General features: G+C 34.5%; 22 protein-coding genes. 14 read left to right on the top strand and 8 right to left on the bottom strand.

Annotated features, from left to right (window positions below; genetic code table 11):
- Positions 1 to 102 precede the first annotated feature (102 nt).
- The 6 genes from G7034_RS08300 (at position 103) to G7034_RS08275 (ending at position 5,609) form a co-directional block, all read left to right on the top strand.
- Positions 103 to 540: a hypothetical protein gene (locus G7034_RS08300; protein WP_166400504.1), complete on the top strand. Its 438-nt coding sequence runs from the start codon at positions 103 to 105 to the stop codon at positions 538 to 540.
- Between the two features lie 161 nt (positions 541 to 701).
- The gene (locus tag G7034_RS08295; protein WP_166400503.1) at positions 702 to 1,634 is read left to right on the top strand and encodes a M28 family peptidase; all 933 of its coding nucleotides are present in this window, start codon (positions 702 to 704) and stop codon (positions 1,632 to 1,634) included.
- Between the two features lie 135 nt (positions 1,635 to 1,769).
- Positions 1,770 to 2,453, top strand: a complete 684-nt coding sequence (locus G7034_RS08290; RefSeq protein WP_166400502.1) for an SDR family NAD(P)-dependent oxidoreductase — start codon at positions 1,770 to 1,772, stop codon at positions 2,451 to 2,453.
- A gap of 3 nt (positions 2,454 to 2,456) precedes the next feature.
- Entirely contained in the window at positions 2,457 to 3,065 is a 609-nt protein-coding gene (locus G7034_RS08285; protein ID WP_166400501.1) for a SprT family zinc-dependent metalloprotease, read from the top strand.
- 19 nt (positions 3,066 to 3,084) lie between these two features.
- A complete protein-coding gene (locus G7034_RS08280) occupies positions 3,085 to 4,173 on the top strand; it encodes a mannose-1-phosphate guanylyltransferase (RefSeq protein ID WP_166400500.1) in 1,089 nt (362 codons plus the stop codon).
- Entirely contained in the window at positions 4,173 to 5,609 is a 1,437-nt protein-coding gene (locus G7034_RS08275) for a DUF389 domain-containing protein (RefSeq protein ID WP_166400499.1), read from the top strand. The genes G7034_RS08280 and G7034_RS08275 overlap by 1 nt, the downstream gene beginning before the upstream one ends.
- Positions 5,610 to 5,623: 14 nt before the next feature.
- On the opposite strand, the gene G7034_RS08270 is transcribed toward G7034_RS08275, so the two are convergent.
- From G7034_RS08270 to G7034_RS08255, 4 genes are all read right to left on the bottom strand, one after another.
- Positions 5,624 to 6,388, bottom strand: a complete 765-nt coding sequence (locus G7034_RS08270) for an ABC transporter ATP-binding protein (RefSeq protein WP_166400498.1) — start codon at positions 6,386 to 6,388, stop codon at positions 5,624 to 5,626.
- Complete coding sequence (locus tag G7034_RS08265) at positions 6,388 to 7,125, bottom strand: MlaE family ABC transporter permease (RefSeq protein WP_166400497.1); 738 nt, start codon at positions 7,123 to 7,125, stop codon at positions 6,388 to 6,390. The genes G7034_RS08270 and G7034_RS08265 overlap by 1 nt, the downstream gene beginning before the upstream one ends.
- 88 nt (positions 7,126 to 7,213) lie before the next feature.
- Positions 7,214 to 7,552, bottom strand: coding sequence for a MerR family transcriptional regulator (locus G7034_RS08260; RefSeq protein ID WP_166400496.1), 339 nt, complete (start codon positions 7,550 to 7,552; stop codon positions 7,214 to 7,216).
- Complete coding sequence (locus tag G7034_RS08255) at positions 7,552 to 8,526, bottom strand: M23 family metallopeptidase (protein WP_166400495.1); 975 nt, start codon at positions 8,524 to 8,526, stop codon at positions 7,552 to 7,554. The genes G7034_RS08260 and G7034_RS08255 overlap by 1 nt, the downstream gene beginning before the upstream one ends.
- 119 nt (positions 8,527 to 8,645) lie before the next feature.
- Here G7034_RS08255 and alaS point away from each other — a divergent pair, with 119 nt between their 5' ends.
- Positions 8,646 to 11,255: an alanine--tRNA ligase gene (alaS, locus tag G7034_RS08250; RefSeq protein ID WP_166400494.1), complete on the top strand. Its 2,610-nt coding sequence runs from the start codon at positions 8,646 to 8,648 to the stop codon at positions 11,253 to 11,255.
- A 225-nt stretch (positions 11,256 to 11,480) separates the two neighbouring features.
- Positions 11,481 to 12,182, top strand: coding sequence for a lipoyl(octanoyl) transferase LipB (gene lipB, locus G7034_RS08245; protein ID WP_166400493.1), 702 nt, complete (start codon positions 11,481 to 11,483; stop codon positions 12,180 to 12,182).
- Between the two features lie 18 nt (positions 12,183 to 12,200).
- On the opposite strand, the gene G7034_RS08240 is transcribed toward lipB, so the two are convergent.
- Positions 12,201 to 15,344, bottom strand: coding sequence for a UvrD-helicase domain-containing protein (locus G7034_RS08240; RefSeq protein WP_166400492.1), 3,144 nt, complete (start codon positions 15,342 to 15,344; stop codon positions 12,201 to 12,203).
- Between the two features lie 171 nt (positions 15,345 to 15,515).
- Between G7034_RS08240 and G7034_RS08235 the strand changes: the two genes are divergently transcribed.
- The 6 genes from G7034_RS08235 (at position 15,516) to G7034_RS08210 (ending at position 21,274) form a co-directional block, all read left to right on the top strand.
- Positions 15,516 to 16,103 (top strand): CPBP family intramembrane glutamic endopeptidase, encoded by a 588-nt coding sequence (locus tag G7034_RS08235; RefSeq protein ID WP_166400491.1) that lies wholly within the window; start codon positions 15,516 to 15,518, stop codon positions 16,101 to 16,103.
- Positions 16,104 to 16,184: 81 nt separating this feature from the next.
- Positions 16,185 to 16,586 carry an acyl-CoA thioesterase gene (locus G7034_RS08230; RefSeq protein ID WP_166400490.1) on the top strand — a complete coding sequence of 134 codons (402 nt, stop codon included), beginning with the start codon at positions 16,185 to 16,187 and terminating at the stop codon, positions 16,584 to 16,586.
- Positions 16,586 to 17,530 (top strand): 2-hydroxyacid dehydrogenase, encoded by a 945-nt coding sequence (locus G7034_RS08225; RefSeq protein ID WP_166400489.1) that lies wholly within the window; start codon positions 16,586 to 16,588, stop codon positions 17,528 to 17,530. Before G7034_RS08230 ends, G7034_RS08225 begins: the two co-directional genes overlap by 1 nt.
- 332 nt (positions 17,531 to 17,862) lie before the next feature.
- Positions 17,863 to 18,393: a DUF4097 family beta strand repeat-containing protein gene (locus tag G7034_RS08220; protein WP_166400488.1), complete on the top strand. Its 531-nt coding sequence runs from the start codon at positions 17,863 to 17,865 to the stop codon at positions 18,391 to 18,393.
- 31 nt (positions 18,394 to 18,424) lie between these two features.
- A complete protein-coding gene (locus tag G7034_RS08215) occupies positions 18,425 to 19,024 on the top strand; it encodes a lipoprotein signal peptidase (RefSeq protein WP_166400487.1) in 600 nt (199 codons plus the stop codon).
- 114 nt (positions 19,025 to 19,138) lie between these two features.
- Entirely contained in the window at positions 19,139 to 21,274 is a 2,136-nt protein-coding gene (locus G7034_RS08210) for a prolyl oligopeptidase family serine peptidase (protein WP_166400486.1), read from the top strand.
- A 249-nt stretch (positions 21,275 to 21,523) separates the two neighbouring features.
- On the opposite strand, the gene G7034_RS08205 is transcribed toward G7034_RS08210, so the two are convergent.
- The 3 genes from G7034_RS08205 to G7034_RS08195 all read right to left on the bottom strand — a co-directional run bounded on the left by G7034_RS08205 (position 21,524) and on the right by G7034_RS08195 (position 25,098).
- On the bottom strand, positions 21,524 to 22,906 hold the full coding sequence (locus tag G7034_RS08205; protein WP_166400485.1) for a peroxiredoxin family protein: 1,383 nt from the start codon (positions 22,904 to 22,906) through the stop codon (positions 21,524 to 21,526).
- Between the two features lie 40 nt (positions 22,907 to 22,946).
- Entirely contained in the window at positions 22,947 to 23,537 is a 591-nt protein-coding gene (locus G7034_RS08200) for an outer membrane beta-barrel protein (RefSeq protein ID WP_166400484.1), read from the bottom strand.
- 694 nt (positions 23,538 to 24,231) lie between these two features.
- The gene (locus G7034_RS08195; protein WP_166400483.1) at positions 24,232 to 25,098 is read right to left on the bottom strand and encodes a fibrobacter succinogenes major paralogous domain-containing protein; all 867 of its coding nucleotides are present in this window, start codon (positions 25,096 to 25,098) and stop codon (positions 24,232 to 24,234) included.
- Positions 25,099 to 25,866 lie beyond the last annotated feature (768 nt).

Below are 25,866 nucleotides of genomic sequence, written 5' to 3'. Positions count from 1 at the left end.
GCTTATGCGGCTTTGTGCTAACTAAGTTTTTATAAAATAAATGAACTGCGATTGTAAAAAAAAATTATGCATAAGTTGATTATAAATTAAAATAATATTTCTATGAAAAATGTTTATCTTTTTACAGTATTATTGGGGGTTCTCTTCTTTTCTTGTTCCAATGATGATGATAATCCTTCAAGCATTAATACTTGTGAAGCTTTAGCTGAGGTTATTTATGAAGAGGACTTTAATGCAATAAGCACCGCTAATTATGAGGTAACTGAAATTGCGTTAAACGATGAGTGTTTAGAAATCACTATCCGTTCAAGTGGCTGTGAACCTGAATCTTGGGAGATGAACCTATATAGTGTAGATGCGTTTTACACTGTATTTCCATTACAAAGAGTGGTAAAGATAGAGCTGATAAATGAACAATTGTGTCAAGCTGTTTTTCAAAAGACTGTTTCATTTAATTTAACCCCATTTCAAGTCGATGGACAAAATGAAATCCCACTAACTATTGAGGGGTGGGATGAACAAATAATTTATGCCTATTAAAAAAACACTTACAGCCTAGAAAAGAGCGAGAATGTTATGCGAAGATTGTATCTTCTCATCTTAAAGAATAATTTATTAGCCTAAAAAGTTGATTAAAATTATATTATTAACCACTTCAATCAAGCAAATCAAATTTTAAAAGATTAAACATACATTTACCCATGCTAAAAATAATTTATTTATTCAGTTTTGTTTTTGCCTTTCAAACCTACGCTCAAGAAACACGATTTTCTAAAGATCACATAGAGAAGCATTTATTTTACTTAGCTTCTGATGAATTGCTGGGAAGAGATACTGGCTCTGAAGGAATTGAACTAGCCGCTCAATACCTTGAAAAACATTTCAAAAAACATAACATCAAGCCTTTTTATGAAACTTATCGTGATAGTTTTATGGTGAAAAACAAACACGCCTACAACATTATTGCCGTAGTAGAAGGCACCGACAAAAAACTAAAAAACGAATTGGTAATGGTGGGTGCGCATTATGACCATATTGGGATTACCCATAAAAAAATAGCCAGCGATTCGATTGTAAATGGAGCAAACGACAATGCCGTTAGTGTAGTAGCTGTAATGCAGTTAGCCCAGCATTTTGCTGAAAATCCTCCCAAAAGAAGCTTGCTGTTTACCTTGTATTCGGCCGAAGAATTAGGCTTGTTAGGTTCTAGGCATCTGGCCAAACGCATGAAAAACGAAAAACATAATTTACACTCGGTATTCAATATTGAAATGATTGGTATTCCTATGGAAAATGTAGAGTTTAAGGCTTATTTTACAGGAATAAAGAAATCTAATTTTGCTGAAATTTTTAATCAAGCCGCTGAAGAAAAAGTATTAGGCTACCTTGAACAAGCCGATAAAATGCAATTATTTAAGCGAAGTGATAATTATCCGTTTTACCAAGAATTTGGTATTCCTTCTCACACAGTTTGCACTTTCGATTTCCAAAATTACGAATTCTACCACCATCCTAATGACGAAGCAGAGTTGATGAACATTGACCACATGAATCAATTGATTTATAATTTTTCTTTGGGTATTGAAGGCATTGCCAATTCTAAAAAAGATGAAGTCAAAATGAATAAAAATTAAAGTGATTTAATACTATGTAAAGTTTAGGTGGTTTTGTTGTTAGAAGTTGGTAGCTTCAAACCTAGATTCGCATGAAGTTTGTAACTTCGCATCTGTTAGAAATTATTCCATCAATAAAATTTAAACTAAAAAAAAGTGAAGAAAAACATAGTTATAACGGGAACAAGCAGAGGAATTGGATTTGAATTAGTAAAGATTTTAGCAGCTCAAGGTCATCAAATCTTAGCCTTGTCAAGAAATGAAAGTCCAGTAGCCCAACTAAAACTTCCTAATGTAACCGCTATTTCATGCGACTTAGGAGAGGCTATTCACCTAAAAAAAGCGGTGGATTACGTAAAGCAAAATTGGGAAACGGTAGATGTTTTAATTAATAATGCAGGAAAGTTTTTAAAACAAGATTTCAGCCAAACTAAAATGAGCGAAGTAAAAAAAGTTTATGAAGTCAATGTATTTTCGGTATTTGATTTAACGCATCAGCTTTTGCCCTTTACAAACGAAAACTCGCATATAGTGACCATTAGTAGCATGGGAGGCGTTCAAGGAAGCGTAAAATTTCCAGGTTTAGCCGCCTATAGCTCAAGTAAAGCAGCAATAATTACCATGACCGAACTCCTTGCTGAAGAATATAAAGAAAACGGCCCTAGTTTTAATGTGTTAGCATTAGGCGCTGTACAAACTGAAATGTTAGCAGAAGCTTTTCCTGGTTTTGAAGCTCCGGTAACAGCAGAAGAAATGGGGCAATATATTGCTGATTTTTCGCTTAACGGACACAAGTATTACAACGGTAAATTAATGCAAGTTTCCAATTCAACTCCTTAAGCTTTGGAAAAAATCTTAGCTAAATATTTACCTGAAAGGGCGGTTGAACCTTGTGTTAGCTTAATCAAGCAACACAAGGTACAGTTGCATATTGTAGGCGAACGAAAAACAAGGCATGGCGATTACCGAAAGCTAGCTTCAGGGCAAGTTAAGATTACCGTAAATAACAGTTTAAACAAATACCGATTCCTAATTACTTTAATTCATGAATTTGCCCATTTAAAAGCCTACGAAGATTTTGGGTTTGGTATTAAACCTCATGGTATAGAATGGAAAAAAAGCTTTCAAAAACTAATGCTGCCTTTTATTCATCCCGAAATATTTCCTCAAAAACTTCTGCCTTCGCTTGCAAGTCATTTTAGAAACCCTACCGCAAGTAGCGACACCGATGCCCGTTTAACCATACTTTTAAAAGCCTACGACCAACCTAATCAAAATAGTTATATCTTTGAAATTCCTATTGGAAGTAAATTTAGAACCAAAAAAGGCAGGGTGTTTATAAAAGGAGAAAAACGAATAAAAAGGTATGAGTGTCTGTGTGTACAAACTAAACAAAAGTATGTTTTTCAACCTCATGCAGAAGTAGAATTATTAGCAGAAAGCTCAATCTAAAACTTTATAAAAATTCAGAATGAAAAAAAATGCAAATTACTACGCTATTTTAATGGCCGGTGGAGTTGGTTCAAGGTTTTGGCCTGTAAGTAAAGCTACTTACCCTAAGCAATTTCATGATATGCTAGGAACAGGAAAAAGCCTTTTACAATCCACTTTTAGTCGCTTGCAAAAAATCATTCCTACAGAAAATATCTTTATTTTAACCAATGCCAATTACCAAGCGCTAGTTCAAAAACAGCTTCCTGAAATTACAGAAAGGCAGCTGGTTTTGGAACCAGCCATGCGAAACACTGCTCCCTGTATTTTGTTAGCCAGTTTAAAAATCTACAAAGAAAATCCCAATGCGCTCATGGCAGTTGCCCCTAGCGATCATTGGATTGAAGATGAAGAAGCCTTTACTTCAAATTTGCAAATGAGTTTTGATGCTTGTCAGCGTCAGTCAATTTTAATGACTTTAGGTATTCAGCCTTCATTTCCAAATACGGGCTATGGGTACATCAAATTTTTAGAGAACGATAAATCAACCATCAAAGCCGTTGAAAAATTTACTGAAAAACCAGATTACTTAACGGCGAAGAAGTTTCTTCAAGAAGGCAATTATACGTGGAATGCAGGTATTTTTATTTGGAGCGCAAAAGCAATTTTAGAAGCCTTTGAGCAGCATCAGCCAAGCATGAAAAGCTTATTTGCTAAAGGTTATGAAGTCTTAAACACTTCAGCAGAAAATAAATTTTTAACTAGTGATTACAGTAAAGCAGAAAATATTTCAATTGATTACGCCATTTTAGAAAAGGCCTCAAATATTTATATGCTTACGGCATCATTTGACTGGAATGACCTAGGTACTTGGGGTTCTCTTTATGAGCAGCTTCCAAAAAATGAGCAAGAAAATGTAGTGATTAATTCAAATCAACTAATCGAAATTAATTCCTCAGAAAATATTGTGAGAACTTCAACAAATAAATTAGTAGTTTTGGAAGGTCTAAAAAAATACATGGTTATTGAAACTGAAGACGAGTTAGTCATTGTTTCTAAAGAAAAAGAACAAGACATCAAACAAATTCGCAGAGCGGCCATTGAAAAATATGGAAAGCAATTTGAATAATGGAAGAAAACCAACAACAAAACGAAAATTCTGGAAATCAGAAGAATGAAATTCAGAAGAATGTAAAACAAACATACGGTAGCATACGTAGTTTCTTAAAAGAACTCTTAGATATCCGGGAAGATACCGATCGAGATTCTACGATGGAGGCGATTTTAAAAGATATACCATTTAAAGGCCATACGGCTTGGATTTTAATTTTCTCGATTATTGTGGCTTCGGTTGGATTAAATGTAAGTTCTACCGCTGTGGTAATTGGTGCCATGTTAATTTCTCCGCTTATGGGGCCTATTGTTGGTTTAGGGTTTTCAGTAGCCATCAATGATGTAGATACGCTGAGGAGGTCTTTAATTAACTTAGGAGTGATGGTTGGTTTGAGTATAATTACTGCCTTTTTGTACTTTAAACTTTCGCCATTAACCGAGTTAACCCCCGAATTAGAAGCCCGAACTTATCCCACTATTTTAGATGTTTTAGTTGCTATTTTTGGTGGATTAGCGCTCATCATTGCTAAAACTAAAAAAGGAACAATCATCACGGTAATCTCTGGTGTAGCTATTGCCACAGCCTTAATGCCGCCACTTTGTACAGCAGGATATGGGTTAGCTATTTGGAACTTGAGCTATTTTGGAGGAGCCATGTATTTGTTTACCATCAATACTATTTTTATTGCCCTATCTACTTTTATGGTTTCTAAGTTGCTAAAGTTTCCCTTAGTTAAATATGCCAACTCATTACGAAGAAAGAGAATTGCTCAAATAGCTTCTACCATTGCTATTATTGTAATGATTCCTAGTATTTATTTGTTCTATAATTTACTGAAAGAATCTTATTTTGAACAAGATGCAAAGCGATTTGTAGAACAGGAGTTGATGGTTTACAAAGGTGCTTTTTTGCAGAAAAACTCGACTGTTATCAATTATAATTCTGGCTTACAACCTGAAATTGAAGCTTCTTTTCTAGGAAAAGAAATTCCTGAATCGGTAATTAATCTTTGGGAAGATAAATTAGCCTCTTATTCGGCTTTAACAGAAACAAAACTCAGAATTCTTCAAAATGAAAGTTCAGACAATTTTGATCAAATGAAGTATTTGATGGAGCTAAAGCGAAGAGATTCATTAGGTGTGATTGAGAAATCGAAGGAAATTGAGTTCCTCAAAAAAGAATTAGACCAACTCAAAGAAAAGAAAAAATTTGTGCCTTTTGAAGATGTCGCTGAAGAAATTAAGTTGAATTATCCTGAAGCCAAAAGAGTAAAGTTTGGCGAAATGCTCACTACAGAATTCAACGGAACAGATACATTACCTTATTTTCAAATTTTATGGAAATCGGTTCTAGAAAAAGAAGAGAAACAAGAATTTGAAGAAAAATTGAGTAAATGGCTTAGCTTTAAACTGAAGCAAGAAAAGATTAAAGTGGAGATTGTGGAGCAATAGAGGTTGAGTAAAACTTACAAGCCTTTTTGATAAGCTTGACGTACCTTTCTAAATAAATTAGAAGAATACACAAAATCGGATAAGTCTTTGTTGTTACTATGATGAATTTCATCTTTTGTTCCTTCCCAAGCTAGGATACCATCTTGAAGGTAAATTATTTTTTCTCCAATTTCAAAAACAGAATTCATATCATGGGTATTAATCACCGTAGTAATGTTGTTTTCTTTGGTAATTTCTTGAATTAATTTATCGATAACTGTTGCCGTTCTTGGGTCTAAACCAGAATTAGGTTCATCACAAAATAAGAACTTTGGATAGTTCACAATAGCTCTAGCAATAGAAACACGCTTTTGCATTCCCCCACTAATTTCTGCAGGATATTTTTGATTAGCTTCATTTAAATTTACACGCTCAAGTACTTCGTGCACCCGATGAAGCATTTCTGCATTAGATTTTTTGGTAAACATTTTTAGCGGAAACATTACATTTTCCTCAACCGTCATGGAGTCAAACAAAGCTCCCCCTTGAAAAACCATTCCTATTTTTTTTCTCAGTTCAGTTCGGTTAGAGGTAGATAAATCGCCATATTTTTGTTGGTCATAAAATATATTTCCTTCATTAGGCTCAAATAAACCAATTAGATTTTTAAGAAACACGGTTTTTCCTGAACCCGATTGACCAATAATTAGGTTGGTTTTACCTTGTTCAAAAGTGGTTGATATTCCTTTCAACACTTTAGTTTCTCCAAACGACTTATGTAAATTTTCAACTTTAATCATTAGCTTAAGAGTAATTGAGTGATGATATAGTTTGCTATAATTATTACTACACTTGTCCAAACAAATGAGGTGGTACTTGCCTTCCCTACTTCTAAGGCGCCTCCTTTCATGTAATAGCCGTGATAAGCGGGAATTGTGGCTAATAAAAAAGCAAAAATAAAGGTTTTGAAAAAGGCATAAAATATATGAAAAGGTGTAAAATCATCGGTAAGTCCGTTCAAAAACTCATCAGCTTCTAAAAACCCACCATACACACCTGCTAAATAAGCTCCACCAATACCTACAAACATAGCAATAGCAATTGCAAAAGGATAAAAAAGCATAGCTATTATTTTAGGAAAAACAAGGTAATTTAAAGAATTGATTCCCATTACTTCCAGGGCATCAATTTGTTCAGTAACACGCATCGTACCAATACTTGAAGTAATAAAAGAGCCAACCTTTCCTGCCATAATTACAGAAACAAAAGTAGGAGCAAATTCTAAAATGATAGATTGTCTTGCTGCGAAACCAATTAATTCTCTAGGTATTAAAGGATTAGTTAGATTAAGTGCTGTTTGTATAGTAACTACAGCACCTATAAAAAAGGAAATAAAAATAATGATTCCCAATGACTTAATTACCAAATCATTCACTTCCTGAAAGATTAAGTTCCATAAAACTCTTCTTTTGGTCATTTTTTTAAAAGTACCTTTAATCATCAAAAAATACCGACCAATGGAAAAAATGTAATTCATTAATTTATTATTATCGAGCTAAAATACTATAAAAAAATGAAGGACAAGCTTAATTCTAAACTACTTGCCCTTCATTGATTTTTTACTTTTAATTATAATCTAAGCTTTGTTTGATTTCTAATAATTCACGTTTAATTTTTTTGAGTTTACTTATTATTTCAAATTTACTAAGGGTTTCTTTTTTCTCTTCTTTTAAGTGAATTTTGGCCCCTTCCAAAGTAAACCCACGTTCTTTTACCAAATGAAAGATCAATTCAAGGGTCTTCACATCTTCATTAGAAAACTTTCGGTTGCCTTTTGCGTTTTTTCTAGGTTGAATTTGATCAAATTCTTTTTCCCAAAAACGAATTAACGACGTATTTACGTTAAAGGCTTCTGCCACTTCTCCAATACTGTAGTAAAGTTTTCCTTCTAAGGTGTTCATCATTAGTCTAGCGATTGATTTTCTTGCAAGGCTCTATTCATCATCAAATCATATTCTTCTGAGGTTAAATCATTGTAGTAATAATTAATCGGATTTACTGCATGCCCGTTTCTTCTAACTTCATAATGCAAATGCGGTGCAGTTGACCTTCCCGTATCTCCTACATAACCTATATGCTCACCCCGAACTACTTCCTGACCTGCTCTTACGTTAAAACCGTCTAGATGCGCGTAATAAGTTTCTATTCCATAACCGTGATCCAAAATGATCAATTTTCCAAAAGCACCCGAAGTTTTAGCCTGTTTCACTTTTGCATTTCCAGTAGCATAAACCAGAGTTCCTACGGGAGCAGAAAAATCCATTCCATTGTGCATTCTTCGGTGACCATAAATGGGGTGTATTCGCATTCCATACCCCGAAGCCATTCGAGTTAATTCTTCATTTTTTACAGGTTGTACCGCAGGAATACTAGCTAATTTATCTTCTTTATTCTTCGCCATTTCATAGATTTCATCCAAAGATTTTGAGTGAACAACAATGCGTTTTGTTAATTCATCCATTCGCTTAGCGCTTTCAATAATCAAGGCAGAATTGTTATAGCCTTCTAAAGATTGGTAGCGGTTTACCCCTCCAAAACCTGCTTTTCTTTGTTCTTTAGAAATTGGATTTGCTCCAAAATAAACGCGGTAAATATTATCGTCTCGATCTTCTAAGTTATGAAGCACTTCAGTTACCTGGTTCATTTTTCTGTTTAAAGATTCAAACTGCAACTCCATGTGTTGTAATTCTCGTTTGTAGGCTTTTTCCTTAGGCGTTTCTAAATCTGGAATACTCAAGTAAGTAATTAATAAAGCCACTGAAACTAACATAACACTTAATACATACAAAATAACTATACCAAAAGCTTTCCCTTTTTTAGGTTCAATCTTTCGGTAAGAAAGTGTTTCTGTATCGTAATAATATTTTACCTTACTCATAGTTTATTTTGTGTATTTTTGCCACTGAATTTAAATTAATTTTTAGCGCACAAAAAAGCAAAGATAAAGATTGTTTTTTAATCTAGCTTTTTATGTTTGCAAACTCATAAATTTTGAACATGAAATCAAAAGAAATTCGCCAGCGATTTTTAGATTTTTACAAAAATAAATCGCATACCATCGTAGCTTCTGCCCCTATTGTCTTAAAAGATGACCCCTCATTGATGTTTACCAATGCAGGCATGAATCAATTTAAGGAATACTTCTTAGGCAACTCAATTCCTAAACATACACGCATTGCTGATACCCAAAAATGCCTTCGCGTTAGCGGAAAACACAACGATTTAGAAGAAGTTGGCAAAGACACCTACCACCATACCATGTTTGAAATGTTAGGGAATTGGAGTATAGGAGATTATTTTAAAAAAGAAGCCATAGAATGGGCTTGGGAATTTCTAACCAAAGAATTAAAAATCAATCCAAACCACTTGTATGTTACTATTTTTGAAGGCCACAAAGAAGATGGCTTGGAAAAAGACCAAGAAGCTTTTGAAATTTGGAAAGAAATCATAGATGAAAAAAGGATTTTATTAGGCAATAAAAAAGATAACTTTTGGGAAATGGGTGACCAAGGGCCATGTGGTCCAGCTTCAGAAATTCATGTAGATATTCGCTCTGATGAAGAAAAAGCAAAGGTTCCTGGAAAAGACTTGATTAATCAAGACCACCCGCAAGTTGTAGAGATTTGGAATTTAGTTTTCATTCAATTTAACCGTTTGGCCAGCGGTAAACTTCAAGAATTACCTGCCAAACACATTGACACAGGTATGGGCTTTGAACGCTTAAGCATGGTTATGCAAGGTGTTCAATCCAATTACGATACCGATGTTTTTACACCAATAATTGCTGAAATTGAAACCATTACAGGATTTACCTACGGAAAAGATGAAGCAACGAACATTGCTATTCGTGTGATTGCCGACCATGTAAGGGCGGTAGCTTTTGCTATTGCAGACGGTCAACTTCCTAGCAATACCGGAGCAGGTTATGTGATTAGAAGAATTTTACGAAGAGCTATTCGCTACGGTTTTACCTTCCTCAACACGAATGAAGCATTTATTTATAAACTGGTAAAAACATTAGTAATTGAACTAGGGGAAGCTTTTCCTGAAATTAAAAAACAACAACATTTATGCGAAAATGTTATACAAGAGGAAGAAATTTCATTTTTAAGAACCTTAGCACAAGGACTATCATTACTTGATCAAATGATAGCCCAAAGTAAAGGAAAAACACTTGCTGGAACAAAAGCATTTGAACTCTACGATACTTATGGATTCCCCATTGATTTAACTTCTTTAATTTTAGAAGAAAAAGGCTATCAACTAGATGAAGAAGAATTCAAAAAAGCTTTGCAGCAACAAAAAAATCGTTCTAAGGACGCGGCCGCTTCAACTACGAGTGATTGGGTCATTTTACGAGAAGACGATGAAGAAGAATTTATTGGTTACGATTATTTAGATGCAGAAGTAAAGCTGGTTAAGTACCGAAAAATAACCAGTAAAAAAGAGGGTGAAATGTATCAGTTGGTATTCAATTTAACCCCTTTTTACCCAGAAGGAGGAGGCCAAGTAGGCGATAAAGGCTATTTGAAATCACCTAACGGAGATACAATTTACATCGTTGATACTAAAAAAGAAAACAACCTCATTGTTCACTTTACCAAACAATTGCCTAAACAATTAGAAGGAGTTTTTCAAGCTTTTGTAGATACCAAACAACGACAAAGAACGGCTTGTAATCACACCGCTACTCACCTACTTCACCAAGCCTTAAGAAGCCTTTTAGGAACCCACGTTGAACAAAAAGGTTCCTTGGTTAGAAGTGCTTATCTTCGGTTTGACTTTTCGCATTTCAGCAAACTCACCGATGACGAATTGCAACAGATAGAAAATTTTGTAAATGCCCGGATTCAAGATAGTATTCCTTTTGAAGAAAACCGGAATATTCCTTACAAAAAAGCCCTAGAAGCTGGAGCTATAGCTTTATTTGGAGAAAAATATGGCGATGCCGTAAGGACTGTAAAATTTGGTGAATCTATGGAATTATGCGGAGGTACTCATGTACAAAACACCTCCGAAATTTGGCATTTCACCATCACTCAAGAAACTTCTGTTGCCGCTGGAATTAGAAGAATTGAGGCCATTACAAAAGACGAAGCAAAAAATTACTTAACTCAAAAAGCCACCGCTTTTGATGAAGTAAAAACCTTACTCAATAATGCTCAAGACCCCATCAAAGCACTAGGAAATCTACAAGACGAAAACACCTTGCTAAAAAAAGAAATAGAAGGGTTAAAAAGAGCCCAGGCTAAAAACCTAAAAGCCGATTTAAAAAAACAATTTCAGCCGATTAATGGCGTCAATTTCTTAGCAGAAAAAGTAGATTTAGATGCCAACGGAATGAAAGATTTAGCTTTTCAATTAGGAGGCGAAGTTGACCAAGTGTTCATTATTTTAGGTGCAGAAGTCAACGGTAAAGCCCTACTAACCTGCTTTATCGACAAAAAACTTGCAGAAAAGCAAGGGCTTAACGCTGGTCAAGTAGTAAGAGAATTAGGAAAATTTATTCAAGGTGGTGGCGGCGGTCAAGCGTTTTTTGCTACTGCTGGTGGTAAAAATCCACAAGGAATTAATCAAGCTTTGCAAGAAGCCAAATCTTACTTGTAAAGACATTAATATAAATTTGAAAAATAAAAAAGAACGAAATTGAAAACAAGAAAATGTATGAAATATAAATGAACTATCTAGTATCATTTAATGGTTAAAGTAGCTTGAATGTAAATTAAAAATCAAATAATTAAGGTATTAATAATACCCCACTCCTACATCAAATATTCAAAAAAACCTCAACACCTCTAATTAAAGCAGGCAAATTGTTTAACTTTGCTACTTATGAATAAAGAAATAAAAGTAGCTGATTTAGGGCAAAAAGATTACAAAGAAACTTGGGATTTTCAAGAATCACTCTTTGAAGAAATTCTGAATTTAAAAATCAGAAATCGAAGAGAAAGCTTAAATCTCTCTACACCTAATCATTTTCTTTTTGTAGAACATCCTCACGTTTATACCTTAGGTAAAAGTGGCGATTTATCTAATTTACTGCTTGATGAAAGTCAGTTGAAAGAAAAAAAAGCCGTTTTTTATAAAATTAATCGAGGGGGTGATATTACCTATCACGGTCCTGGACAAATTGTGGGCTACCCTATTATAGATTTAGAAAACTTTTTTACCGATATTCATAAATACCTACGCCTGTTGGAAGAAATGGTCATACTTACCTTAAAAGAATATGGGCTTAACGCAGAACAAAGTAAAGGCGAAACGGGAGTTTGGCTTGATGTTGGGACGCCTTTTGCAAGAAAAATTTGTGCCATGGGCGTAAGAGCTTCTCGTTGGGTTACTATGCACGGATTTGCGCTTAATGTAAATGCCGACTTGGGTTATTTTGATCACATCGTTCCCTGTGGAATTAAAGACAAAGCGGTTACTTCACTAAATGTTGAATTAGGAAAGAAAGAAATTCCTCTTCAAGAAGTAAAACAAAAACTAAAGAAGCATTTTCTTGAATTATTTGAAGCGGAAGAGAGCAACTAAAAACTTTTATTTTTATACCTATTTAACCTCAATCACCTCAAGCTTTGTTGCTTTTATGTAAACCAAAAGCAAGTTTTGCACCTTATACCCTAAAGCTTCAAGAATAGTTTGATAAAACTTCACTTGTTCGTGATGCTTCAAATTTTGTTCGCCTGTTTTATAATCAATAATTACCGCATTATTAGCTTGCAAACACAAACGGTCTGGACGATATATTTTTCCTTCAAAAGCTATATCTTGTTCATTTTTTATTTCCCAATGCCCTTCAAAATAAGCTTTGAGTAATGGATGCTGAATAATAGTTGCTAAGTTTGAGCTGTAATGAATTCGCTTTTCTTCTGTAATTATTCCCTGACGTAAAGCTAGGTCTATAGCTTTAGTAACATCTTTAGCATAAAGTGTTTTTGATAAAATCCAATGAATAATATTACCTTCTTCAAGGGCTTGATTTCTTTCATCTTGCCATAAATTTACGCCTTGCCCTGCAAAGTGCAAATCTTGTCTTATGCTTCTAGAAGTAAACATGAAATCATTTTTCTGACTTGACTTTTGAGTTGCTGAGTTTAATTTTTGAAAATTAAAGGGTGTTCCAAACGAATACGTTAATTTTTCCTCCTGAAAAACTTCAAGCTTAACAAGAAACTGCTGAATAAACGAAGCGTATGCATTTTTGCCAAAAGACATGCCGTTTTTTGAAGTCTTGTAAGAAGAAAGCAAATACATTTCTTTAGCCGCACGAGTTAAAGCAACGTACAAAACGTTTAAGTCTTCTAAGGTTTTTTTGCCTTTCCAAACGTCAAACAAAGGTTGAATTGATGCAGGTAAATAATTTTCTAATTCATCACTGCCATTAATTAAAGCTAGTGGAATTGGATAATTTTCTAAGGGCACCCAAAACTTGTCCTTGCTCAAATCGCCTATACTTTGATCTAAATAAGGTAAAATTACTATTGGAAACTGCAAGCCTTTACTTTTGTGAATGGTCATGATTTGCACTGCATTTTCTCCCGCTGGAGCACTAATGCTTTTGCTTTCTTTTTGATTTCCCCAAAACCTAATAAAACTACCTATATCCGATTGATTTTTTTGGCTAAACTGAAAAATTTCATCGAGGAAGAAAAGCAAGTGTGCTGAGCTTTCTTGATGAAGTTGAAACGACTGAATAGCGTATTCAATAGCATCATATACGGGAAGCGATTCAAATTTAGTGAGTGAAAACTGAATTTCAAAATTCGTTATAATACTACTGAAACTTTTTTGATGTAAATCAATAATTAAATTTTCAAATTGAGGTGGTTGTTCAAATTTTCTGTATAAATAAATTAAAACTTTATATTTCCATTCCGCATCATCGGGTTGCAAACAGTGCTGCATCAAAGCTTCAAGAAATTGTACTTCGGGATTATTTTGGATCAACAACGTTTCAGAAGAAATGATAGGAATTTCTTGTGCAGTTAAATATTCGGCAAGCACAACCCCGTCTTTTTTACTGCGAACCAAAATACAGAAATCGCCATAAGTGGCCGCTGAATCAGCTATTCGCTGGCGAATAATTTGAGTTACTTTTTCAGGATGAACTTCATTTTTTTCTTCTACGTTGGCCGCCTCAAGAAAGGAAATTTCTACATATCCTTTGTTTTTTTTGGTGTCTTCTACTTGCTTCTGATGTGCGTCAGAAAACAATTCTTTTACTAATTCAAAGTCGGATGCTTTACTTACAAACTCAAAAAATTGATTGTTGAAGTCAATGATTTCTTTTTCACTCCTAAAGTTATAAGCCAAAGGAATTACTTTTGCCGGAAGGTTTTTGTTTTTTTGCCGAGTGAGGTCTATAAATTGTTGTGCCTCCCCACCTCGCCAAGCGTAAATGGATTGTTTGGCATCACCAACTAAGGTAAGACTTCCAGGGTTTCCGTTGGCAAAAACTCCCTGCATAGCATCTACCGCCAAAGGTTGAATATTCTCCCATTGCATGATAGATGTATCCTGAAACTCATCGATAAAATAATGCTGAAACCGATCGCCTAAACGTTCATAAATAAAGGGTGTAGGTTGATTTTTAATCTGCTGACTAATCTTCTGGTTGAAATCAGAAATCAGTAGTAAATTCTTATCTTTTTTGATTTGATTAAGCTGATGTTGCACTTGATTAAGCAGCGCTAATTGAGTTAAATTTTTACCCACAGCCTGATAAAAAGTCAATTTATAATAAGCCTCTTTACAAGCATAAAACCAAGCTACAATCTGCGGAGTAAGTTGGTCTATTTTCGCCTTAATAAATTCGTCTTCAGACTTTTTATAATAGCCTCCCTCTTCAATATGTTCTTGCCATTTAGCATCAAATTTTACGGTTTTATTTGTTTGTATATTTCGGAAAAACTTAGGAATGCTTTGTCTTATAAAATGGGTTTCTTCTAAGCCGTTAGTTTTCAAAGCATCAAAAAAAGACTGGGCGTTTTCTCGAATAGAAGTTTGAGCAGTTTTGCTGTTTTTTTGCAAGGCAAGCTGCGTGGCTTTAAAAGAAGAAAGCTTAAATTTAGCTAGTGTCTTGACTTGGTGAATATGATTTTCATTCAATAGAATTGTAGAAATAGCTAATACATCTCTGCTAATGTCGCCACTTTTATCTTCATTGGTTTTCTCAATCACAAAATCTACTAACACCTGAGTTAACTCGCTTTCCTCGCCGGCTTGGTCAATTAATCGATCAACAGCTTCAGCAAGTAATTCTAAGGTATTTAATTCAATTTCAAAATTGGTAGTCAGCCCTAAATCCTTAGCAAAAGTTCGAATAATTCTGTGAGTAAAAGCATCAATGGTAGAGATTTCAAACCCCCCGTAATTATTTAAAATCTGACGTACAATTAGCTTTGATTTCTTTTGAATTTCCTCCTTTAACAATTCCGTTTTTGCTTTCACTTGAAGAAAAAAATCACGGTTATCACCTTCCATTTTTCCCTTCGAAAAATCAACTAAATAAGATAAAATTCTCGTTTTCATTTCACCCACGGCTTTATTGGTAAAAGTGATGGCTAAAATCTTCTGAAAAGCAAAATGATCTTCCGCTTTCAAAAGTAAGCTTAAGTAATCTACCGCTAAGGTAAAAGTCTTTCCTGCTCCAGCTGAAGCATCGTATATTTTAAAATCTAAGGAGCTTTCCATACTTTTTTTATATAAATTAGAATTGATAAAACCAATAGTTGTCTGAAAATCAATAATGAAAGAAATAAATTGAATAATTTTCAAACAACAGTTGCAACAAACTTCATTTAAAGCAGTGAAATTACTATTTTTTTGCTGAAAAGTTTAGCCATTAGTTTGTAATTTTGTTGCATGCAAGGAAATCAACTCAATAAAAAATCGCTTTTATTACTATCCATATTTACCTTATTTGGATTCAGTTTTATAGCTTATATTATTTTAGGATTTAGCGATACCTATAACTACGATGAAATTTTTGACATAGCCCAACCTTTTACTAGTACTATTTACGGAGTTTTAGCAGGTTTGCTCACGGGTTTTTTAGGTTTAAGCATCTTAAAAGCCCCTATTTTTAATGAAGTCAATCGCTTTTTTGGAAAGCTTTTTAAAGACCTAGATTTAAGCTGGGCCGACGTGCTTTTTTATTCATTTTGTGCCGGTGTAGGTGAGGAAATTTTGTTTCGAGGAGCCATTCAACCTTTTCTAGGTATTTGGCCTACCGCCATTATTTTTGTATTACTGCACGGCTACATCACGCCAAAAAATCTGCCTCGAAGTTTATACGGTGTTTACTTGATTTTTGTAGCTGCTGGTTTTGGCTATTTAATGGAGTACTTTGGCATTTATGCTGCAATGACTGCCCATTTCCTTTACGATGTAATTATGTTTGGCTTTTTGAAAAATAAAAACAAAAAACTTGATGTTGAAGAAGAAGCTTAACTTTTTATAAAAGTCAATTTAAAATCTTTATGCCTTTAGCTAACTAAAACTTGAATTAAATCGCCTAACTTTGAACCAAAAATGAACGCTATAAAGTATTCCAAAACCATTCAAGTTCAACCTGAGCACATAGATACGCTCAATCATGTAAATAATTTGACTTACATGAAATGGGTGATGGAAATTGCGGAAGAACATTGGAAAGAAATTGCTTATAAAGAAATCATAGATCAATATGCTTGGGTAGTTTTAGAGCATCACATGTATTACAAAAGTCCAGCCTTTTTAGGTGACGAACTTGAAATAAGTACGTGGATTAAAAGTCATGGAAAGTTTAAGTCCTTAAGAGCGGTAGAAATGAAACGGATATCCGATCAAAAAGTAGTAGCTTATTCTGAGACTAATTGGTGTTTTATTGACCAAGAGAAGCAAAAACCTGCCTCTATTTTTAGCGAAGTAGTAACCCCCTTTTTTGAAGACTGATGAAAATTTTACACCTGGACCCCAATCACGAAATTTTAATCAGCGAACTTGAACGTTTAGGTTTTCAAAATGATGAAGATTGTATTTCATCAAAAGCGGAAATCATGAAGAAGATTAATCACTACGACGGAATTGTAATTAGAAGTCGGTTTCCTATTGATGCTGAATTTCTTCAAGAAGCTAAAAACCTCAAGTTTATTGGTCGCGTGGGTGCAGGGCTGGAGAATATTGACGAAAAAGAAGCAAAAAAAAGAGGAATAAAACTCTACAATGCACCTGAAGGAAATCGAAATGCTGTGGGCGAACACGCTCTTGGTATGTTACTTTCATTAATGAATAAACTTCATACGGCGCACCAAGAAGTTTGCGAAGGAATTTGGAAGAGAGAAGAAAACCGAGGAGTAGAAATTGAAGGAAAATGTATAGGTATAATTGGCTACGGGAATATGGGAAAAGCTTTTGCCAAAAAACTATTAGGTTTTGATTGCGAAGTGATTTTTTACGATATTCAAAATTTACCCGCTAATGAATATGCCAAGGCCGTTAGTCTAAAGGAGCTTCAACAAAAAGCGGATATACTTAGTTTACATACGCCATTAACCAGCAGTACTATTCATTTAATTGACCAGCAAATGATTGAAGCTTTTGCCAAACCATTTTGGTTGATTAATACCGCTAGGGGAAAATCGGTTGTTACCAAAGACTTGGTAGCGGGGCTAAAATCTGGGAAAATCTTAGGCGCTGGATTAGATGTTTTAGAATACGAAAAATCTTCTTTTGAAAGTTTATTTGAAGGCGAAATCCCTCCCGAATTCAATTATTTAATTCGAGCTAAAAATGTGCTATTATCTCCTCATATTGGTGGCTGGACTGTTGAAAGTAAACAGAAATTAGCGCAAACTATAGTTGATAAAATTGCAAGAGATTTTGGAAAAAAAAATTAAAAATTATAACCTAGATTTACTCTTGAAAATATAGGGAAAAACCCACTATTTCCTTTACCGTCAAATATAAAAATGAATACGCTTAGATTTACATCTTCGGTAATTCTCAAACGAAACTGAAAATCATTATAATTATTTGTAACTTTGACAAATAAGGAAGATTTTGGAAAATAAATTATGTTTTTCTATTTCCTAATTAAACTTCATATTTCGTAATTCTGAACATGGTAAATTTTTTAAAACTTTATTTTATTTGCTTTAGTACATTTTTATATTTCACAAAAAATAACGCTCAAGAAACTGCTTCCTTTCAATTGCCTTATACTGAAGGAATGAAAATTGATTTAAATTTAGATGAGTGTTTTATCATTAAAATTACTGCTGATAAAGCCATAGACTATATTGAAGTTAAAAGTAAATCGGAAGGTGTTTATGAAAATCAAATGCGCTTAGATTATGAGCAAAACGAGGAAGAACTCCGCCTATTTACCACTTACCCTAAACTATTAAGTAGTGGCTTTGACAAATTGAGCTCACATAAAGTCTTGGTTTTTGAAGTTGAAATAAAAGTTCCAGAAAACACCCAATTATACCTAGAGTCTAATGTTGGTTTTGTAGAAGTAAGCGGTAAATTTTATTCGTTTACAGCCGATTTAAAATATGGTGACATTGATTTAAAACCATTCACAGGTAAAGCTAAGATTTCTACTTACCGAGGTCATATTAATTTAAGTACCCAAGATGCAAAAGTAGAAGCTACATCAAGAAAAGGAGAAGTTGAAGTAGATGATTTTTATTATCCTAAAAATTTAATTCAACTCCAATCTATTGAAGGTGATATTAAAGTGGTAAGTTTCAATTAAATATTTTACTTTTGCCAATCATTCAAAAATTATGAGCTTAAAAAAAGCAAGTTTACTCATTGTCTTGATTTTACTAATTGATCAAATTTCTAAAATTTATATCAAAACCAACTTCATGTTGGGAGAACAAGTAGAAGTCTTTAGTTGGTTTCGTATTTTATTTGTAGAAAACGAAGGCATGGCTTGGGGCGCTAAAATACCCGGTGATTATGGTAAAATTATTTTAACTACTTTTCGCCTTTTTGCCATTGTGGGTATTGGTTATTGGCTATGGAAAAGCATTCAAGATAATGCGCCAAAAGTTCTTATTTTAAGTGTAAGTCTAATCTTTGCTGGAGCTTTAGGTAATATATTAGATTCTGTATTTTACGGAGTTATTTTTGATCATAGTATGAGCCAAGTAGCTAGTTTGTTTGCGGAAGACAATTATGGCCATTGGCTAAAAGGAAATGTGGTTGATATGTTATACTTCCCTCTTTACGATGGCATTTTACCCGAATGGATGCCCATTTGGGGAGGCGAGCGTTTTGTCTTTTTTGAACCTGTGTTTAATATTGCCGATTCTGCTATAAGCCTTGGTTTTGCTTTACTAATTCTGTTTAATAAAAAAGCTTTTCCTAAGGAAGATTAAATGCCTCCTTGCTAATGCTTAAACTAATATTGAAAAAATAACTACCGACTTCGCCTTGTAAAGTTTTTAAATTTTGAACAATTTATCTACCTTTACTAACAAAATACAATAACTATGAGAAAAATAATTTTACCTATTCTTCTTGCTGGAACACTGATTTCTTGCCAAGAGGAGAAAGAAAAACCTGATGAAGTGAGTTCTATTCAATATCCAGAAACCAGAAAAGACGATACCAAAGACACTTATTTTGACCGCGAAATCAATGATCCTTATCGCTGGTTAGAAGACGACCGAAGCGAAGAAACAGAAGCTTGGGTCAAAGCTCAAAATGAAGTTACCTTTGGTTACCTGAAGGAAATTCCTTATCGAAAAAGCATAGAAGAAAGACTGACCGAAATATGGAATTATGAAAAAATTGGTGCTCCATTTGTTCGAGGTGATTACACTTATTTCTACAAAAATGACGGATTGCAAAATCAATCGGTGATGTACCGTTACAAAACTAGCGAAGATCCTGAAAACGCTGAAGTTTTCCTAGACCCCAACCAATTTAGCGAAGAAGGAACCACCTCGTTAGCAGGGGCAAGTTTTACCGAAGATGGAGAAATCCTAGCTTATTCCATTTCTGAAGGTGGAAGCGATTGGCGAAAAATCATTCTCCTGAATACTGAAACTAAAGAGCAAATTGAAGATACGCTTGTAGATGTGAAGTTTAGCGGAGTTTCTTGGTATAAAAATCAAGGATTTTACTACTCAAGCTATGACAAACCTGAGGGAAGTGAGCTTTCAGCAAAAACCGATCAACATAAATTGTACTACCATAAACTTGGAACTCCTCAAACAGAAGATCAAGTTGTTTTTGGTGGTACTGAAGAAGAAAAACACCGTTATGTTGGTGGCTATGTAACTGAAGATGACAGGTATTTAGTCATTTCGGCTTCAGTAGCTACTTCTGGAAATCGCTTGTTTATTAAAGATTTAGAAAAAGATGGTGATTTAATTTCAGTGATTGACCATTACGACAATGATGTGTCGGTAATTGAAAATGAAGGCAGTAAACTTTTTATGGTCACCAACTTAAATGCACCTAACAAACGCGTGGTTACCGTTGATGCTAAAAATCCAACGCCCGATAATTGGGAGGATTTTATTCCAGAAACTGAAAATGTACTTTCTCCATCAACTGGAGGCGGGTATTTCTTTGCTTCTTATATGGTGGATGCCATTACTCAGGTAAAACAATACGATTACCAAGGTGAACTTGTAAGAGCTATTGAACTCCCCGGTGTTGGAACGGCTAGTGGGTTTGGAGCTAAAAAAGAGGAAGACCACTTGTATTATTCGTTTACGAATTATACCACACCAGGAAGTATTTACAAATACGCTATTGAAGAAGGTAAATCTGAATTATACGTTAGTCCAGAAATTGATTTCAATCCTGAAGATTTTGAGAGCAAACAAGTGTTTTATACCTCTAAAGACGGCACTAAAGTTCCTATGATTATTACACATAAAAAAGGAATTGAACTCAACGGAAATAATCCAACTATGCTTTACGGTTACGGCGGTTTTAACATTCCACTTACACCTTCATTTAGCACAGCAAACACCGTTTGGTTAGAAAACGGAGGAGTATATGCTGTAGCTAATCTTCGTGGAGGTGGTGAATATGGAAAAGAATGGCATAAAGCTGGGACCAAACTTCAAAAACAAAATGTATTTGATGATTTTATAGCTGCTGCTGAATTTCTGATTGAAGAAAATTACACCTCTTCAAAAAAATTAGCCATTCGTGGAGGCTCTAACGGAGGGCTTCTTGTTGGCGCTTGTATGACGCAACGTCCAGATTTATTTCAAGTAGCACTTCCTGCCGTTGGTGTTTTAGATATGTTGCGTTACCACACCTTCACTTCAGGGGCTGGTTGGGCATACGATTATGGTACTTCTGAAGACAATCAAGAAATGTTTGAATACCTGTTAGGATATTCACCACTACATAATGTAGAAGAAGGCGAAAAATATCCCGCTACATTAGTAACTACTGGAGATCATGACGACCGCGTAGTACCGGCACATAGTTTTAAGTTTGCTGCCGAATTACAAAGCAAACAATCGGGAAATAATCCTACGCTGATAAGAATTGAAACAGATGCTGGCCACGGGGCTGGAAAACCAACTTCAAAAATCATTGAAGAATACGCAGATATCTTTGCATTTACATTTTACAACATGGGAGTTAAAGAACTGTAAGTTATAGTTTTGAATATCCCTTTTTCTCACTACTGTAAGAAAGAGAAAACAAGTAATTTTTATAATAAAGCCCCCCTTGAAATTTAATTTTAAGGAGGGCTTATTTATTATACCTATTTGACTATTAGATGTCGTTAATAGAGCTAAATAGCGTCATTTGATGGTTAGGTAGCACATCCATAAATTTAAAAAAAGTAATCATTACACAGTCAGCATAATTTTTTTTAAAATATAGAACATGACCTGTAATTATTCTTTTATTTTATAATCAATATATGACTTGATATGATCTACCGACTTCAATTTCTTAACAATAGTAAGTTCTTGGTCAAGCATAAAATAACTTGGGGTTCCAAATACTTGATAGTCAGCTACTGCTTTTCCATCCCATTTTTGGTAATCTGTAGTACTAATAAAAGGAAAAGGAGCTGCAAATTGAGCAAAATCTTTAGCATTTTCGTCTAATGAAACCAATATTACTTCAACATTTTTTTCTTTAAACTCAGGATACATCTTAGCTATTTTTGGAAGGCTTTCTGTACAATGAGGACACCAACCAGCGGCAAACACAACCAAGTAATAATCGGCTTTTAGTTCGCTCATTTTAGTAGCTGATACTCCTTCAGGAAAATATGTATATTCAGTAAAGGTAATATCTTGAGCCTTTGCCCCGGTAGCCATTTTACCATATTTATGTAAACGCTTTTCTAAGTCGATATTCAAGCAACCACAATCATCGCTTTCTAATAATTTTTTACTCAGGTATTCGCTGGAAGTAAACAAACTGCGTTCTTCTAGAACTTCAAACATTTTAGAAGCAACAAGATTAAATTTTTCATTGTCTTCGGTGAGTTGGTCTAAAATAATGTCAACTGAAGTATTCAAGTCTGCAAATACCTGATCTAAATTTCCGCTACTATTTTCAATAAACCAAATGTGATTTTCAATAGCTTCTTTAAGAAGACCGCTTTTATATAAGCGTTCATCGGCAAAATTCATTTCGCGCAATGCTTCACGAGTAGCTGGAATTTCCTCCGTTCTGTACTGAGCCACTTGAGCTACACTACCCAATAGTTTTCGGGTTGGAATATACCATTTAACATAACTTTCTTCAGGCAAATCCTTAAGAAAAGAAGCTTCACTTTTATGGATGCGTTTAATCTCTTTAGTAATGGCTTTTTTTGGCGATTTCTCTTCACTAAATATGTCCTCTGTTGCATACATTTTTTGCAAATAACTCCAAGCACTTAAAGCTTGATCGCGTTTTGGTTGTTGACTAACATAATCAATAAAGGCTATATTTTGAGTCCCTTCTGTTAATTTGATAGACTCAGGCGCTGCTGTTGTAGAGCCTTTTAATTTTACATCTTCATTGCTTAATACAGTAATGAAAGACTTGTTTTTTTCTGGTACTAATAATCCCATACCATAATCTTGCTGTGTAAATTGAAGTGTAAAGTTACCTGCAGCATCGGTTTGAGTACTATCAATAACATAAGTATCAAAATTATCAAAACCTTGAAGTTTGATTGATTGATTAGGCAATGCTGAAAACTGACCTTTAATTTGCTGTGCAAAAAAAACATTAGTCTGAATAAAAACAAATAAAAATAGAAGTATAACTCTTTTCATGATATATGATTGTTTATAAATATAATTGATTTAAAAATTATTAGTTAATGCTATAAATGATTCCTAATTGGTGTTGAATTTGCCTTCCATAGTCGGGAATTTCATAATTTAAAATTCCAGACGAACTAACTTCAATAGCTAACTTGCGTGAGTATAGCCTTCTAGCTATAGTAATTGGAATCCAGTACCTTAAGCCCAAGCCTAAATTAAACACAAACCTATCTTCGTCGTACAAATTAATATTTCCAATACCTATAAAAGCGAAGGGGTCTATTGCTGGATTAAGGTTTAAAACCTCTTGAAACCTATAACCCATTTTTAAATTAATAAAATGGAATTCAGAATCCTCTTCCAATAAACTTCCGTCAACTTGTTTTCCTTCTTCATAAGCGTTAAATGAATATGACAAGCTAAATGACAAACCCTTAGAAAGAGCATACTCCATTCCTAAATAATAACCAAAATGCCAATGCTCAGAAACATCAACGGGATTGTAGTTGGTTGTAAAATTATCATCTATAATTGATAAACCAGAAGTAACCAAAAACTTAGACTCATTTTGAGAAAAAGATTGATTGACGGAACAAATAACAAATAAGGCAATTGCAATTATTCTGTATTTGTTGTTCATTTTTTTTAAGTACATAAAAAGTAGATAAATTAATATTAAATTTTTTCAGAAAAACAAAATTAAGTACAAAAATATATTATTTGCGTTATCCTATCATTATTTTTACTACAAAATTTACCTTTTAAAGGCTAGGTACTTAATATCATTAGCTTTATTTATGAAAAAAGTAGTAATAAATTCAATAAAAGTCGGTTTTTTAAAAAAAAAGAATGAACTAGGGTGCATTTTTTAAGTTTTCACTATCTATTGTTCTGTTTTTTTGAAATTAGATTGACGTATTGAATTCCCATTCACATCCCAAACCCCCATTGCCTAAAGGCATTTCCCCCTGGGGGAAACAATTTGTTTTGAATTCAACATCGTATTTTTAGTTCCAATCAAATTTCCCCCCTCGGCCTGTGCTGAGTATAATCGAAGTAAGGGGGGCAGGGGGGTGTTCTTGATGTTTTTAAATCAAATTCATAATTCAAATGCTAAAGTTTTCTCTTCTAATTTCTTAATACTTAATACTTTATTCCTTCCACTTCACAAAAAAAACCTCCCTCCTGCCATAAATGCAAGAAGAAGGTTTTTGAGTTGGTTAAGCCGGAGCTTTCTAGAGTTTCAAGTTTGAAAGTAACTAAACTTAAGCAGCTTTCTAACTTTCCAGTTCATATTTTTCATTCCTCCCCTTTGGGGAGGCTAGGAGGGGCTTCTACTCTTGTAAACAACGTACAGAGAAACCTTGAGCACGAGGGAAGTTGTTCGTCAATGCATTGGTGCTACTGAAGAAAAGGTAGCCAGCACTGAAAGCATTTGAGCCTGAAGGTGCTGTACTAGACCAATAGCGGCCAGTATCATCATAAACTAGCGAGCCATCAGCTCTATTGCGAAAGCCTCCCGTGGGCAATTTAAGCGGCGAGGCAAAAGCTTCAGATGCGTTGTTATCCGCCCAGGTTAATAGTTCTGCTTCCCACTCTGCAACAGTAGGTACACGATAACCTGCAGGACAGGGGTTATTTATCCCGTCAACACCTTGCCAAAGCGAATTATCAGAAGGGCCCTGAATCCAATCACGTGGATCTAAAACTCCATTTTCCATATTAATGATAAACTTACCATTCCAAGTTGCGTTAGTCACATCTGCAGCCGTTGCTGGTAGGTTAGTGTTATCACCACCTGCATCAAAACAATCTGCAGCGTTACTACAGTCTAAAGACCTTAGCTGATGTCCGTCTGTTCCTCGCCCCCATTGGTAAAGATTACCATAGCTATAGCTATCGGTATCAGTGGGAGAAGTAGCTACTTGGTTAGCACCAAGGTTGCGGTCCATCCAGATTTGACCTGTGCTAGGACTATAAACTGATGGTGTAACAAGGTTAATATTACAGGTGTTATACCATGTTGCCCCTGTATAAAATTGCAGACAATTAGTATCGGTATTATAAATCGTTAGACCTTTAGCCGGGCTTGTTATTTCATCGCGCTGTGCGGGATCTATCCGCGGTGGCAAGAAGCCTTTTTCTGTGGATTCCAAATCTAATGCCGCTGAGGCATCTGGTGATGTTGTACCAATGCCCACTTGAGCGTTAGTGATGTTTAAGCCTAGAAAGGCAAGCGCTAGAAGTAAAATTGTTTTTTCCATTTTAATTTGGTTTTACTTATTTGATTGTTTAGTAATTCACAATTAAATGTACATCTCAAAAAGTAAGTTGAAAATGAATCATTTCATTTATGAAAATACCAGAGTGCAATTAGTTACTTTTTTGAAATTAATTCAGACTAAATGAATACAAATTTTACCTTAAAGTTGCTTTTTTTGGATGAATGTTGTGTTTTTGTAATTTAAAGGTCTGTTTTTAAGCTTTGTAGTAATAGTCCTAGCTCTAAACTTGGTGCTAGTGCGTCTTATGTGTGATTTTTTGGGTTAAAAAAGCTTCCCTCAGAAGCTGAAGCCTCCCCCTACCTCTCGAAGCCGGAAGTATCGGGACAGGCTCTCCGAAGGAGGGGAGTGTTGTTTTGAAATCAAAATCATAATTTAAGTTCCAATTCACTTTCCAAAACCCCATTGCCTGCGGCATTTCCCTCTAGGGGAAACAATTTGTTTTGAATTCAACATCATATTTTTAGTTACAATCAAATTTCCCCCCTCGGAGGGGAGGGGTTGGGGTGTTTTTTGTTTTGAAATCAAATTTAGATGCTGAGTTCCAAACTTCTCTCTTCTTATTTCTTAATTCTTAATTCGCTGTACTTAATATTAACCTGAGTTCGATTATAATCACAAAGTCAAAATCAATAAGGATATTCAGTTACAAGGCAATTTTTTGAAGGATAGCCTTAGCTATCGTGA

The organism is Psychroflexus maritimus (assembly GCF_011089875.1).
In the GTDB taxonomy this organism is placed as follows: domain Bacteria; phylum Bacteroidota; class Bacteroidia; order Flavobacteriales; family Flavobacteriaceae; genus Psychroflexus; species Psychroflexus maritimus.
Note: the sequence above shows the minus strand (reverse complement) of the source record. Positions and strands in the feature narration are given on the sequence as shown.

Bases quoted from the DNA above. Each gene is read 5' to 3' on its own strand.
- G7034_RS08300 (WP_166400504.1), top strand. From the start codon at position 103: ATGAAAAATGTTTATCTTTTTACAGTATTATTGGGGGTTCTCTTCTTT.
- G7034_RS08295 (WP_166400503.1), top strand. From the start codon at position 702: ATGCTAAAAATAATTTATTTATTCAGTTTTGTTTTTGCCTTTCAAACC.
- G7034_RS08280 (WP_166400500.1), top strand. From the start codon at position 3,085: ATGAAAAAAAATGCAAATTACTACGCTATTTTAATGGCCGGTGGAGTT.
- G7034_RS08275 (WP_166400499.1), top strand. From the start codon at position 4,173: ATGGAAGAAAACCAACAACAAAACGAAAATTCTGGAAATCAGAAGAAT.
- G7034_RS08270 (WP_166400498.1), bottom strand. From the start codon at position 6,388: ATGATTAAAGTTGAAAATTTACATAAGTCGTTTGGAGAAACTAAAGTG.
- G7034_RS08265 (WP_166400497.1), bottom strand. From the start codon at position 7,125: ATGAATTACATTTTTTCCATTGGTCGGTATTTTTTGATGATTAAAGGT.
- G7034_RS08260 (WP_166400496.1), bottom strand. From the start codon at position 7,552: ATGATGAACACCTTAGAAGGAAAACTTTACTACAGTATTGGAGAAGTG.
- G7034_RS08255 (WP_166400495.1), bottom strand. From the start codon at position 8,526: ATGAGTAAGGTAAAATATTATTACGATACAGAAACACTTTCTTACCGA.
- alaS (WP_166400494.1), top strand. From the start codon at position 8,646: ATGAAATCAAAAGAAATTCGCCAGCGATTTTTAGATTTTTACAAAAAT.
- lipB (WP_166400493.1), top strand. From the start codon at position 11,481: ATGAATAAAGAAATAAAAGTAGCTGATTTAGGGCAAAAAGATTACAAA.
- G7034_RS08240 (WP_166400492.1), bottom strand. From the start codon at position 15,344: ATGGAAAGCTCCTTAGATTTTAAAATATACGATGCTTCAGCTGGAGCA.
- G7034_RS08235 (WP_166400491.1), top strand. From the start codon at position 15,516: ATGCAAGGAAATCAACTCAATAAAAAATCGCTTTTATTACTATCCATA.
- G7034_RS08230 (WP_166400490.1), top strand. From the start codon at position 16,185: ATGAACGCTATAAAGTATTCCAAAACCATTCAAGTTCAACCTGAGCAC.
- G7034_RS08225 (WP_166400489.1), top strand. From the start codon at position 16,586: ATGAAAATTTTACACCTGGACCCCAATCACGAAATTTTAATCAGCGAA.
- G7034_RS08220 (WP_166400488.1), top strand. From the start codon at position 17,863: ATGAAAATTGATTTAAATTTAGATGAGTGTTTTATCATTAAAATTACT.
- G7034_RS08215 (WP_166400487.1), top strand. From the start codon at position 18,425: ATGAGCTTAAAAAAAGCAAGTTTACTCATTGTCTTGATTTTACTAATT.
- G7034_RS08210 (WP_166400486.1), top strand. From the start codon at position 19,139: ATGAGAAAAATAATTTTACCTATTCTTCTTGCTGGAACACTGATTTCT.
- G7034_RS08205 (WP_166400485.1), bottom strand. From the start codon at position 22,906: ATGAAAAGAGTTATACTTCTATTTTTATTTGTTTTTATTCAGACTAAT.
- G7034_RS08200 (WP_166400484.1), bottom strand. From the start codon at position 23,537: ATGAACAACAAATACAGAATAATTGCAATTGCCTTATTTGTTATTTGT.